The 12,330-nt window shown below is 59.4% G+C and carries 15 protein-coding genes; 10 read left to right on the forward strand and 5 right to left on the reverse strand.

Features of this window, described 5'->3' with window-relative positions; translation table 11 throughout:
- The first annotated feature begins 90 nt into the window (after positions 1-90).
- Positions 91-1,737, forward strand: a complete 1,647-nt coding sequence (locus ACR0LX_RS04210; RefSeq protein WP_480782692.1) for a hypothetical protein — start codon at positions 91-93, stop codon at positions 1,735-1,737.
- A gap of 190 nt (positions 1,738-1,927) precedes the next feature.
- Here the strand turns inward: ACR0LX_RS04210 and ACR0LX_RS04215 are convergent, their stop codons facing one another.
- From ACR0LX_RS04215 to nthA, 5 genes are all read right to left on the reverse strand, one after another.
- On the reverse strand, positions 1,928-2,170 hold the full coding sequence (locus ACR0LX_RS04215) for a DUF2842 domain-containing protein (protein WP_480570619.1): 243 nt from the start codon (positions 2,168-2,170) through the stop codon (positions 1,928-1,930).
- Complete coding sequence (locus ACR0LX_RS04220) at positions 2,170-3,465, reverse strand: adenylosuccinate synthase (RefSeq protein ID WP_480782693.1); 1,296 nt, start codon at positions 3,463-3,465, stop codon at positions 2,170-2,172. The genes ACR0LX_RS04215 and ACR0LX_RS04220 overlap by 1 nt, the downstream gene beginning before the upstream one ends.
- Positions 3,466-3,683: 218 nt before the next feature.
- Positions 3,684-4,019, reverse strand: coding sequence for a nitrile hydratase accessory protein (locus ACR0LX_RS04225; protein ID WP_480782694.1), 336 nt, complete (start codon positions 4,017-4,019; stop codon positions 3,684-3,686).
- A complete protein-coding gene (nthB, locus tag ACR0LX_RS04230) occupies positions 4,016-4,693 on the reverse strand; it encodes a nitrile hydratase subunit beta (protein ID WP_480782695.1) in 678 nt (225 codons plus the stop codon). Before nthB ends, ACR0LX_RS04225 begins: the two co-directional genes overlap by 4 nt.
- Positions 4,690-5,304: a nitrile hydratase subunit alpha gene (nthA, locus tag ACR0LX_RS04235; protein WP_480782696.1), complete on the reverse strand. Its 615-nt coding sequence runs from the start codon at positions 5,302-5,304 to the stop codon at positions 4,690-4,692. Before nthA ends, nthB begins: the two co-directional genes overlap by 4 nt.
- A 151-nt stretch (positions 5,305-5,455) precedes the next feature.
- Here nthA and secG point away from each other — a divergent pair, with 151 nt between their 5' ends.
- From secG to ACR0LX_RS04280, 9 genes are all read left to right on the forward strand, one after another.
- Positions 5,456-5,821 (forward strand): preprotein translocase subunit SecG, encoded by a 366-nt coding sequence (gene secG / locus ACR0LX_RS04240; RefSeq protein ID WP_480571154.1) that lies wholly within the window; start codon positions 5,456-5,458, stop codon positions 5,819-5,821.
- A gap of 159 nt (positions 5,822-5,980) precedes the next feature.
- Positions 5,981-7,624 carry a CTP synthase gene (locus tag ACR0LX_RS04245; RefSeq protein WP_480570629.1) on the forward strand — a complete coding sequence of 548 codons (1,644 nt, stop codon included), beginning with the start codon at positions 5,981-5,983 and terminating at the stop codon, positions 7,622-7,624.
- Positions 7,625-7,726: 102 nt separating this feature from the next.
- Positions 7,727-8,503 (forward strand): isocitrate lyase/PEP mutase family protein, encoded by a 777-nt coding sequence (locus ACR0LX_RS04250; protein ID WP_480782697.1) that lies wholly within the window; start codon positions 7,727-7,729, stop codon positions 8,501-8,503.
- A 71-nt stretch (positions 8,504-8,574) separates the two neighbouring features.
- Entirely contained in the window at positions 8,575-8,868 is a 294-nt protein-coding gene (locus tag ACR0LX_RS04255) for a DUF1330 domain-containing protein (protein ID WP_480570634.1), read from the forward strand.
- Positions 8,869-8,910: 42 nt separating this feature from the next.
- Complete coding sequence (locus ACR0LX_RS04260; protein ID WP_480782698.1) at positions 8,911-9,360, forward strand: tellurite resistance TerB family protein; 450 nt, start codon at positions 8,911-8,913, stop codon at positions 9,358-9,360.
- Between the two features lie 20 nt (positions 9,361-9,380).
- Complete coding sequence (locus ACR0LX_RS04265; RefSeq protein WP_480570640.1) at positions 9,381-9,818, forward strand: tellurite resistance TerB family protein; 438 nt, start codon at positions 9,381-9,383, stop codon at positions 9,816-9,818.
- Positions 9,815-10,567 carry a phosphate/phosphite/phosphonate ABC transporter substrate-binding protein gene (locus ACR0LX_RS04270; protein WP_480782699.1) on the forward strand — a complete coding sequence of 251 codons (753 nt, stop codon included), beginning with the start codon at positions 9,815-9,817 and terminating at the stop codon, positions 10,565-10,567. The genes ACR0LX_RS04265 and ACR0LX_RS04270 overlap by 4 nt, the downstream gene beginning before the upstream one ends.
- 125 nt (positions 10,568-10,692) lie before the next feature.
- The gene (locus ACR0LX_RS04275; protein ID WP_480570646.1) at positions 10,693-11,469 is read left to right on the forward strand and encodes an ABC transporter ATP-binding protein; all 777 of its coding nucleotides are present in this window, start codon (positions 10,693-10,695) and stop codon (positions 11,467-11,469) included.
- Positions 11,470-11,501: 32 nt separating this feature from the next.
- The gene (locus tag ACR0LX_RS04280) at positions 11,502-12,251 is read left to right on the forward strand and encodes a transporter substrate-binding domain-containing protein (RefSeq protein ID WP_480570649.1); all 750 of its coding nucleotides are present in this window, start codon (positions 11,502-11,504) and stop codon (positions 12,249-12,251) included.
- Positions 12,252-12,330: the final 79 nt, after the last annotated feature.

A 12,330-nucleotide genomic window follows, 5' to 3' on the forward strand; every position in this document is an offset into this window, starting at 1 on the left:
AATGATAGACTCATGGACAAAGTTCAGAGTCGATTGTGGGTGGGCTGCGCCCGCAATGTGACTTGGTAGTTTGTAGAGGACGTGTGTCTGATGGTACAGAACAACAAGGTATTGACCGTTTCCTACGGTACATTCTCCTGCACATTGGAAGGTTTTGACGACTCCTTCGAGACGATGAAGGCGATCGCCGAATATTTTCGTGATCTTGCAGCGGATGACCGGTATTTCGGGTCGGAACCCCCCCAGCCAGACGCAGAAATGTTGACCCGTATTGCACAGCGCGATCAGGCGCAGCGGGTCGAAGCCAGCCGAAATGACAGCGGCTTGCTGCTGCGCGCAACGGATGAGGTACCGACCCCCGCCTCGCCCGCTGCGCCTGCAGTGCCAGCGGACGCGCCCATGGCCGCTCCGACGGACAGCGCGGCAGAGTTCTTTGCCAAATCCGAAACCGCCGAGCCCGCAGCCGCGGACAGCATCGCAGCCAAATTGCAGCGCATTCGCGCGGTGGTGTCACACTCGGACGAAGCTCCCGCGCGCTATAGCGAGGATGAGGACGAAAGCGGTGGATTCGTCGCCCCTGCTCAGCCCAAAGTCGATGCCATCTCGGCCGCGTTCGAAGCCGGTGCGCTGAAACCTGAAGATCTGCAGCCGCAAGCAGATGAGGCTGAGGAAGAGGAACAGCCGACCGCTGAGTTGCCGACGCCCATCCCGGCGGTTCAGGCCGAATCTGCCGAAGAACTGGCCGAAGTGGAAGAAACCGAAGAGGTATCTTCGGAAGTTGAAGAAGCATCGGTCGAACCCGAAGACGTAACGACCGAAGAAGACGTAACGACCGAAGTGGAAGAGGCTGAAGTCTCGACCGACGACGTCCTGTTTACCGATATCGAGGACGAAGCCGAAGCCGACGCCGAACCTGATGAGATCGTCAATATCCTAAACGATCAGACGGAAGAGACCGAAACAGCGGAAGAAGCCGAAGAAGACCTTCAGATTCTCAGCGCTGCCGACGAAGCAAAGCTGCTGGATGAAATTACCTTGGTGGAATCCGAGCTGGCCAAACGGACCTCGCAACACCTGCCTGAGACGAATGACCTCGAAGAAGACGTCTCGCGCCTGATGGAATCGGCGGGTGAACGTATGGACGACCCGGAAACCTCGGGCCAGCGTGAAACCTACTCGCATCTGCGCACTGCCGTGGCAGCCGCCGAAGCAGAGCGGTCCGAATCGCGGGACGAAGCAAAATCACGCGATCAGGACTATCGTGGCGATCTGCAATCCGTTGTCAGCCCGCGCCGCCCCGAAGTCCAGGTCACCAGCGCCCGTCCCGGAGCGGAAACTGCACCGCTGAAACTGGTGGCGGAACAGCGTATCGACACCGACGACTCAGACGTCGGTCCTGTTACACCTCGCCGTGTGACTGCGGATCAGGATGATGCAGAAGACGAAGAAGGTGGCTTTGCCCGCTTTGCGCAGGAACAGGGCGCACAGTCGCTGCCGGATCTGCTTGAGGCCGCCGCCGCCTATTTGGCCTTCATCGAAGGTCAGGAGCAATTTTCGCGCCCGCAACTGATGAACAAGGTTCGCTCGCTCAAGCAGGATGCGTTCAACCGCGAGGAAAGCCTGCGCACCTTCGGGCAACTGTTGCGCGACGGCAAGATCGAGAAGGCCGGAGGCGGTCGTTTTGCTGCCTCGAACCAGATCGGTTTCCGCCCCGACGACAAGCGCGCCGCCGGATAATCAACACCAAAAAGAACATTTCCCCCTCACACCTTGGGCCAGAGCTGTCTCTGGCCCTTTTTTCGTTGTGAGTCACGCGTATTCGCATGCCGCGAAGCACAGAATGCCCGGCGGCGGCGGCTCGCTAATGCAAGTGCCGCTTAGCGATGGGAATACTGACAGCCCCCAAAAGGGCAAAACGGCGTTTGGATCAGTCTGCGTTCTGATCCGGGTCTTCTTTGCCGACCCCACGGAATACGAACTTGAATGGCAGCGCCCACACGATGCCGAGACCGACATAGATCAGCAACTCGACCCAAATTGGCGGGCGGTTCAACAGGTTCACCACGGTCACGACCGCCACGATATACAGCGGCAGGCCGATCACGAGAATGATCAGAGACCAGCGCCGCCGCGCCTTGTAGCTGAGTCCGGGCTTGCGCTCCTCAGTCATCAGTCGGCAAACGGGTCGGTCACCAGGATGGTGTCGTCCCGCTCCGGGCTGGTGGACAGCAGGGCCACCGGGCATTCGATCAACTCCTCCACCCGGCGCACATATTTGATCGCATTCGCCGGAAGGTCCGCCCAGCTGCGCGCACCTTCGGTGGATTCGCTCCAACCAGGCATTTCTTCATAGATCGGAGTGCAACGTGCCTGTTGATCGGCCGCCGTAGGCAGATAGTCCAGACGTTCGCCGTCTAGCTCATAGCCGGTACATATCTTCAGCGTCTCGAACCCATCCAGAACGTCCAGTTTGGTCAGAGAAATGCCGTTCACGCCGCTGGTGGCGCAGGTTTGGCGCACAAGGCAGGCATCGAACCAGCCGCAACGGCGTTTGCGGCCCGTGGTTGTCCCGAATTCGTGGCCGCGCTCACCCAGGCGCTGGCCGTCAGCGTCATCCAGTTCGGTTGGGAACGGCCCCTCTCCGACACGGGTGGTGTAGGCTTTGACGATGCCCAGGACAAAATCAACCGACCCAGGACCAATACCAACGCCCGTCGCCGCCTGACCCGCGATCACATTGGACGAGGTCACAAATGGATAGGTACCGAAATCGATGTCCAGCAGTGCCCCTTGCGCACCTTCGAACAGGATGCGTTTACCAGCCTTGCGCTTTTCGTTCAGCACTTTCCAGACCGGCGCGGCAAAGGGCAAGATCTGGGGCGCAATCTCTTTTAACTGAGCGACCAGCGCATCCCGGTCAACGGGCTCGATCCCCAGGCCTTTGCGCAGCGGATCATGATGTTGCAAGGCACGGTCGACGCGCGCCTCAAGGGTCGCGTCATCCGCCAGATCCGCCACACGGACCGAACGGCGGCCAACTTTGTCCTCATAGGCCGGTCCGATACCGCGCCCGGTGGTTCCGATCTTGGTGCCTTTGCTGGCGGCCTCTTCGCGCGCCCGGTCCAACTCACCATGGATCGGCAGGATCAGGGGCGTATTCTCGGCTATCATCAGTGTTTCGGGAGAGATATCGACACCCTGCGCCCGAATGGTCTCAATCTCTTTGATCAAGTGCCACGGGTCGAGAACAACACCATTGCCGATCACACTCAGCTTCCCGCCACGCACAACGCCCGATGGCAGTGCATGCAGCTTGTAGACCGCGCCGTCGATGACCAGAGTGTGTCCGGCATTGTGACCGCCCTGAAAGCGCGCGATCACGTCTGCCCTTTCGCTCAGCCAGTCGACAATTTTGCCTTTCCCCTCGTCGCCCCACTGGGCGCCGACAACAACCACGTTGGCCATATCCGGTCCTTTTCGTGCTGAGTGATCAAACCCGGCTCGTATAGCGACGTAGAAACGACAGGGAAACCGCTATTTCGCCGCATCTGAAAATCGCGCGTTCGGGGCAATGCCACCGGCGGGGATATTTTTGGCCAGATGAAGAGCGGAACCCCTGGCTTCATCGGGCCGAAAATATCCTGCGGGGAGTCTCCCGAAACGGGCGGCGGGGGTTGGCCCTTCTACCCTTGCGGCAAGCGAACAGGCTTGCCGTGCGGAGTGGTCAGATATGCCTGTTCCCAAGCCGCGCGCAGGGCGCGAATATCACGCGGATCGGCGGCACCCTGCTCGGCCATAAGCGCCTCCAGCGTTTCCAGCCATGCATAGAAATAGTCGTCGCCGCCATCCAGATCGCGGTCCAGGCCGTGACGCTTCAATGTTGCAGAAAACCGTGCTGCCCAGTCTGGCCAGCTAAACTGCCCGGTTTCATGCAGCGCGACGGTGACGGCGAACAGTTGCGCGTGCCAAGGGTCGGCGAAAGCAGGTTCCGGGGCAGAATGGAATTCACAGTTGCTCATGCCGGTGCCAGATAACTTTGCCAAAGGTCCAGCACGACCTCGTCGTCAGGATGCTCGGGCGCGGCCCAGAGCTCTGAGGCCGGAAATGCGACCGCGTAAAGGGGTTCTGGCGCTTCACCCAGCCCGTGCGCATTTGAGTCCGGCAAGACATGGGTCCCGTGCAGGCGCAGGATTCGACCTCTGGCGCCAGCGGCATAGGCAGGAAGGCGCGTGTGGCCGCCATCGACAAGACGGTTCGCCGCTGAACGGCTCGTGACAACCGCCTGCCCGGCCGTGAACCGCGCTGCAACGTCCGAAGGCCGGTCCGCCGGCCCACCCTTTGCCAACGCGGCGGCTACGGCGTCTGCCTTTAGCATTCTTCCGGCAAGGGCGTGCGCGCCTCGGCCTCCTTCACCCCGCAAATCATCCAAGGTGAGGACGTCGTTTTCGACCAAAAGATCGGCCAGACCGGAGATCCATTTTTCGTAGTAGGAAAATCGGGTGTAATCCTTGGGCGACAACCTCTCACGGGCGTGGCGAGAGACATCGATGTTCCACTGCCCGAGAAACCCCGAAGCGAGCGTGACCGCCAGCGCGCGAGCGTGCCAGTCCTGATCAAAGACCGTGGCATCTTCAGATTCGGGATTAACCGCGCCATCCCCGAAACGACCACCCATGTCATGCACGCGGGTCATGAGGGCACCTTTGGCAGACCCGTACCAATCATGCTGTCACGGGTTACCAGCGCGGCCAGTTGATCTTCTGACAAACCTTCGGTGTTTTGGGGTCGCATGGGCAGGACGAGGTAGCGAATCTCGGCCGTTGAGTCCCAGACGCGAACCGATGTTTCTGTGGGCAAAGTAATGCCAAATTCGGCCAGAACCTTGCGCGGCTCGCGCACGGCGCGGGCGCGGTAGGCGTCGGATTTGTACCATCCCGGCGGAATTCCCAGAAGCGGCCACGGATAGCAGCTGCACAGCGTACAAACGACCATGTTGTGCCGTTCGGGCGTGTTTTCGACGACGACCATATGCTCGCCCTGTCGGCCGTAGTAACCCAGATCGGCAACGACCGGTGTCGCATCTTGTAGCAGAGCGGACTTGAAATCCGGATCGCTCCACGCCTTGGCGACAACGCGCGCACCATTTTGCGGGCCGATCTTGTTCTGATAGGTGTCGATGATCTCTTCCAGAGCCGCCGGATCAACCAAACCTTTGCGGACAAGAATCGTTTCAATCGCCTTGACGCGCAATGCAGGTTCAGGTGGCAACAAGGCGTGCGGATGGTCGGGATCGTCATGTGGCATAGCCCGCAGACTGCGACATTCACGGCCACCGAGTCCACTCTCATTGACGTGATGGGATACATCAGCAGAGTTGATGGCAACTCCTCCCTTGCCCCCGCTGGCAAACTTGCATAAGTACCACGCGATACACGCCACGCCCTACAGGAACACCATGGAAAACGTCGTTCTCATTATCCACCTTCTTTTGGCTCTGGGCCTGATTGCCGTTGTCCTGATGCAGCGGTCCGAAGGCGGTGGCCTTGGTATGGGCGGCGGTGGCGGTGGCGCCATGACTGGCCGTGCAGCAGCGACCGCATTGGGCAAGCTGACCTGGATCCTGGCGGCATGTTTCATCGTGACGTCGATCACGTTGACCATTCTGGCGGCGCAGAAATCCTCGGGCAGCTCGGTCATTGACCGTCTGGGCGTTCCGGCACCGGCTGCAACCGAAGACGCGAATCCGGCGGTTCCTTCGGCAGATGACCTGTTGCCACCCGCACAGGGCGACAACGCGCCACTGATCCCGCAGGCCGACTAAGCCACAAAACCTAGAAACCTGAAAGAGAGCTGCAACAGCATCTTGCGGTTCTCTTGCGCTGTTGGCGCGAATCCTTTATATATGAAGTCCCGTGGTGCTGCGGTTTTTTCAAGCCGCCGGGCAGCAGATAATGACGTCTCACGGGAGCAGCCGAAAAACATGGCGCGTTTTATTTTCATCACTGGTGGTGTGGTTTCGTCCTTGGGCAAAGGACTGGCTTCTGCGGCGTTAGGGTCGCTGCTGCAGGCCCGGGGATATTCGGTGCGTCTGCGCAAGCTTGACCCCTACCTGAACGTCGATCCTGGCACCATGTCGCCGTTTGAACATGGCGAAGTGTTCGTGACCGATGACGGGGCCGAAACCGATCTGGACCTTGGTCACTATGAACGTTTTACCGGCGTGGCCGCGCGCAAGACCGACTCGGTCAGCTCTGGCCGGATCTACTCCAACGTGCTGGAAAAAGAGCGCCGTGGCGACTATCTCGGCAAAACCATTCAGGTGATCCCGCACGTCACCAACGAGATCAAGGATTTCATCGCCATTGGTGAGGATGAGGTTGATTTCATGCTCTGCGAAATCGGCGGCACCGTGGGCGACATCGAAGGCCTGCCCTTCTTTGAAGCGATCCGCCAGTTCAGCCAGGACAAGCCGCGCGGACAGTGCCTGTTCATGCATCTGACGCTGTTGCCCTATATCAAAGCCTCCGGCGAGTTGAAGACGAAGCCAACCCAGCACTCGGTCAAGGAACTGCGCTCGATTGGTCTGGCCCCCGACATTCTGGTCTGCCGGTCCGAAGGCCCGATTCCGACCAAGGAACGCGAGAAACTGGCGCTGTTCTGTAACGTCCGCCCCGACAGCGTGATCGCTGCGCAGGATCTTAGCACCATCTATGATGCGCCGCTCGCCTATCACCGAGAAGGTTTGGATCAGGCGGTTCTGGACGCATTCCAAATCAGCCCTGCCCCCAAGCCTGACCTGGCGAAATGGGAAGACGTCAGCGACCGCATCCACAATGCCGAAGGCGAGGTGAAGGTCGCCATTGTCGGCAAATACACCCAGCTGGAAGACGCCTATAAATCGATTGCCGAGGCGCTGACCCATGGCGGCATGGCCAACCGCGTCCGCGTCAAGATCGAATGGGTCGATGCCGAGGTCTTCGACACCGAAGACGCTGCGCCTCATCTGGAAGGATTCCATGCGATCCTTGTTCCCGGCGGGTTCGGCGAACGCGGCACCGAAGGTAAGATCAAGGCGGCGCAATACGCGCGCGAGCACAAAGTGCCCTATCTGGGCATCTGTCTGGGCATGCAAATGGCCGTCATCGAAGCCGCCCGCAACGCCGCAGGCATCACCGAGGCGGGTTCGGAAGAGTTCGACCACGAAGCCGGAAAAAAGCGTTTTGAGCCCGTGGTTTACCACCTCAAGGAATGGGTGCAGGGCAACCACAAGGTTGAACGCAAAGTCGGCGACGACAAGGGCGGCACCATGCGTCTGGGCGCTTATGATGCGGTTCTGGCGGATGGATCGAAAGTGGCCGAGGTCTATGGCGGCACCGCGATTGAAGAGCGCCACCGTCACCGGTACGAGGTCGACATCAAATACCGTGACAAACTGGAAAAGGCTGGCCTCAACTTCTCGGGCATGTCCCCCGATGGTCGCCTGCCCGAGATTGTCGAATGGTCCGACCACCCGTGGTTCATCGGCGTTCAGTACCACCCGGAACTGAAATCCAAACCCTTTGAGCCGCACCCCCTGTTCCGCGAGTTTGTGCGCGCTGCGAAAGACACCTCGCGGCTGGTCTGATCTCGGGCCACGTACAGGATTGTACCAGTCGGTGCGAAATGTCTTTACGCACCGACAGTTTGCACGGTTAACTGCCGCCATATCAGCGACAGGAGACCGGCCATGACCGATCAAACCACCCGCGCAGAAGCCTTTGCTGCCCTTCATAAAAGGGGCGACCCGGTCATCCTTTACAACATCTGGGACGCCGGCAGTGCCGCTGCTGTGCGCGACGCCGGCGCCAAGGCGCTTGCGACGGGCAGTGCTCCGATTGCGATGGCGCAGGGTTACTCAGACGGACAAAATATCCCCTTTGACCTGGCGCTGGACAACGTCCACCGCATCGTCGATGCGGTGGACCTGCCCGTCTCTATGGACCTTGAAGGAGCGTATGCCGAGGACGCATTCGGTATCGCGGCCAATGTGCGTCGCGCGTTAGGTACCGGCGTCATCGGCTTTAACTTCGAAGATCAGATCGTTGGAACAAAAGACCTTTATGACATCGAAACGCAGACTGCTCGGATCGCCGCGATGCGCGAAGGGTGTGACGCAGCTGGTGTTCCGGCCTTTATCAACGCCCGAACGGATATTTTTCTGAAAGCCGCCCCGGAAACACATGACACAGCGATGCTGGATGAGGCCATGGCCCGCGCCAAAGCCTATGCCGACGCCGGTGCCAGCGGTTTTTTCGCCCCGGGCCTTAAGGATGAGGCAATGATCGGCCGCTTGTGCGAAGCGACCGAATTGCCGGTCAACATCATTGCTCTGCCAGGGACGCCCGACACCACGACTCTGGCCGCGCTTGGGGTCGCACGTATCAGCTATGGGCCGGTCCCATATCGGCAGATGATTGCGTGGTTGCAGGATAAAGCGCGCGAAGCGTTGCAAACCGGAGCATGATCCACTTTTAGGGGATTGCATTCTGTCCTGTTCCTCCGCACCTTGCAGCTGATTGCGCAGGAGGAGAGCCAATGCCCAAAGGATATTGGGTTGCCCATGTCGATGTAGACGATCTTGAAACCTACAAAGACTATATCGCCGCCAATGCCGCCCCATTTGCAGCTTATGGTGCGCGATTTCTTGTGCGTGGCGGTGGACGCGAGGTAAAAGAGGGCAAAGCCCGAGCCCGCACCGTCGTAATCGAGTTTCCGAGCTATGAGCAAGCGCTGGATTGCTATGAAAGCGCCGAGTATCAGCAAGCCAAAGCCCTGCGCGATCCGGTTGCGACCGGCGATCTTGTGATCATACAGGGCTATGACGGGTAGACCTGGCTTGGCGGACCACAAAATATGGAATAACCTGACCCCATGTTGAAAAAGCTCTTTCAGGCATTTCGCCCACCGCAGCACGACAATCTGCCAGACCCGGACGCTGAATTGGCCCTGGGGGCATTGATGGTGCGCGTTGCGCAGGCAGATCGCGACTACAAGCTGGAAGAAATCAGCCTGATCGACCGTATCCTCGCCCGGCTCTACGAGCACAACGCGATCGAGGCCGCAAAGGTCCGCGCGACCTGTGAGAAGTTGCATGCGGCAGCCCCCGAAACCGATACGTTCGGCAAGCTTATCCGCGAAACGACCGGCGAAAAGGAACGGCTGGCCGCTTTGGACGCGCTGTGGGAGGTTGTTCTTGCCGATGGCAACACCGATGAAGGCGAAGTCAAGATCGTCGAAGAGGCCCGTATTGCCATGGGGCTGAGCTTTAATGACAGCAAAGCCGCGCGCGAGCGCGTGCAATCGCGCTTGGAAGCCGGCTAAGCCGGGCTTATATCTTACGCATGTTCAGTGATTTCCTGTCCCGGCTCACGCAGCCGCAGCCCGATCCGCTTGTCGAAGACGACGCCCGTTTGGCCCTGACCGCCCTGCTGGTTCGAATAGCCCGATCCGACAACGACTATGCCGATACCGAGATGGCGCGGATCGACCGTATTTCGGCCGAACGCTATGGCCTGTCCCCGTTCGAGGCCGCCGCTTTGCGCGCCCGTGCCGAAGACCTCGAATCCGAGGCCCCCGACACCGTCCGCTTTACCCGTGCCATAAAAGAGGCCGTGGCCTATGACGACCGTCTGGCCGTGGTTCAGGCCATGTGGTCAGTGGCTCTCGCTGATGGACACCGGTCCGAGGAAGAGGATTCGCTGCTGAGGCTGGTCGTCAGTCTGCTGGGTGTCAGTGATGTGGATTCGGCTCTGGCCCGGCAAAAGGCCGCCAAACCGTGATCGCCGCATTGGGCATGTACGATATGCCCGCGACGCAGGAGGTCAATGATCGTTTCTGGTCACTGATCCGCGACGCGCTGGGGTTCGGCCCCGATCATTTGACCCGCGACCGCGATGTTTGGGACATTTGGCAAGACCCGTCGCTGGTCTTTGCGCAGACCTGCGGAATGCCCTACCGAACGCGGCTGCACGGGCATGTCCAACTGGTTGGGACGCCCGATTACGGCCTGCCCGGATGCCCGCCGGGCCACTACCGCTCGGTCTTTGTGGCCCGCCAAGACGATGCCCGCGAACTGCAATGCCTGATCTCGGGTGTTTTTGCCTATAATGAAGGCATGTCCCAGTCCGGATGGGCTGCGCCGATCACGCATCTTGCTGAACTGGGACTTAGGCCCAACCGGCTGCTGGAAACCGGCGGACACGCGCTTTCGGCGCAAGCCGTGGCAGACGGGCGCGCTGACGTCGCGTCGCTGGACGCGCTGACCTGGGCATTGCTTTGTGAACACACACGGTTGGGTGAAAAACTGCGCGAAGTCGAAAGCACCACGCCCACACCCGCCCTGCCCTATATCACAGGTTTGGGTCAGGATGCGGTGCAGGTTGCGCACGCCGTTGACACCGCGATAGACGGTTTGTCGCCAGCCGACCGGCGGGTGCTGCACCTTAGAGGGTTGGTGGAGATAGCGCCGGAAAAATACCTCTGCATCCCCAATCCGCCCGATCCAAAGGCAATTACGTCGCCAAACTGACGGTTTTGATTAGACGGTTTGACCAATTCGGAGGATTCGACCCTTGATCTTGTCATTTGCGCATTGCATTGGTCCGTTTTTTCAGCCCTAGTACCGCACCAATACCAACCAGCCCGAGACTGCCCGTGACAGAAACCGCTCCCGTCATCGAGATCAAAAACCTACACAAAAGCTTTGGACATCTCGAAGTCCTCAAGGGCGTGGATATCACGGCACATCGCGGCGACGTGGTCTCGTTGATCGGATCATCCGGTTCCGGAAAATCGACGCTGCTGCGTTGCTGCAACCTTCTGGAGGACAGTCAACAGGGCGAGATTCTGTTCAAGGGCGAGCCGGTGCAATGGACCGGCAGTCATCTCAACCGTCGTCCCGCTGATCCCAAGCAGGTGCTGCGCATCCGCACCAACCTGTCGATGGTGTTTCAGCAGTTCAATCTGTGGGCGCATATGACCATCCTACAAAACGTGATGGAGGCCCCCGTGACAGTCCTTGGCCGCGACAAGGCAGAAGTCGAGGACAGTGCCCGCAAGTATCTGGAAAAAGTTGGCATAGGCGACAAATGCGATGTCTACCCAGCGCAGTTGTCTGGTGGCCAACAACAGCGCGCCGCTATCGCGCGCGGTCTGTGCATGGAACCCGAGGCACTGCTGTTTGACGAACCCACCTCAGCGCTTGATCCCGAACTTGAACAGGAAGTGATCAAGGTAATCAAAGATCTGGCTGCTGAAGGGCGCACCATGATCATCGTGACCCATGACATGAAAATGGCCGCCGATATTTCCAGCCACGTTGTCTTTCTTCACCAGGGCCTCATTGAAGAAGAAGGCCTGCCGGAAGACATCTTTACCACCCCTGAATCCGAGCGGCTTCAGGGTTTTCTCTCCGCCACTCAGGCGGCATAACATCAGGACAGAACCAAACTGGGGAGTAACCAATGAAAAACCTGATTCTGACCACCGCAGCATTTGCGCTGACCGCTGGCATGGCCATGGCCGATACCGTCCGCATGGGCACCGAGGGTGCCTACCCTCCGTACAACTTCATCAATGACGCCGGTGAAATCGACGGATTCGAGCGTGAAGTGGGTGATGAGCTGTGCAAACGCGCCAGTCTGGACTGCGAATGGGTCAAGAACGACTGGGATTCGATCATTCCGAACCTGGTCTCGGGAAACTACGACACCATCATCGCAGGCATGTCGATCACCGATGAGCGTGATGAGGTCATCGACTTCACCCAGAACTACTTCCCGCCCGCAGCATCGGCCTATGTCGGCGCATCGGATGGTGTAGACCTGAGCGGCGGTATCATCGCAGCGCAGACCGCTACCATTCAGGCCGGTCACGTTGCTGAATCGGGCGCAACTCTGGTTGAGTTCGCGACCCCAGAAGAAACCATCGCTGCTGTGCGCAACGGCGAAGCAGACGCTGTGTTTGCGGACAAGGACTTCCTGGTTCCGATCGTCGAGGAATCGAGCGGCGAACTGGTCTTTGTTGGCGATGACGTACCGCTGGGCGGTGGCATAGGCCTTGGCATCCGCGAATCCGACGCAGAACTGCGCGGTAAATTTGACGAGGCCATCACCTCGATGAAAGCGGACGGCACGCTGAACGAATTGATCGTCAAGTGGTTCGGCGAAGGCGTTCCGACATATAACAGCGACGGCTCGGTCGTTACCAACTAAGCCTTCCGACCAATGGTCCGGCGCGTCATCGCGCCGGACATGCCGGGCCTGAGGCCGGGCCAGACGTTCGAAAGACGCC

The organism is Ruegeria sp. CH11 (genome assembly GCF_056537105.1).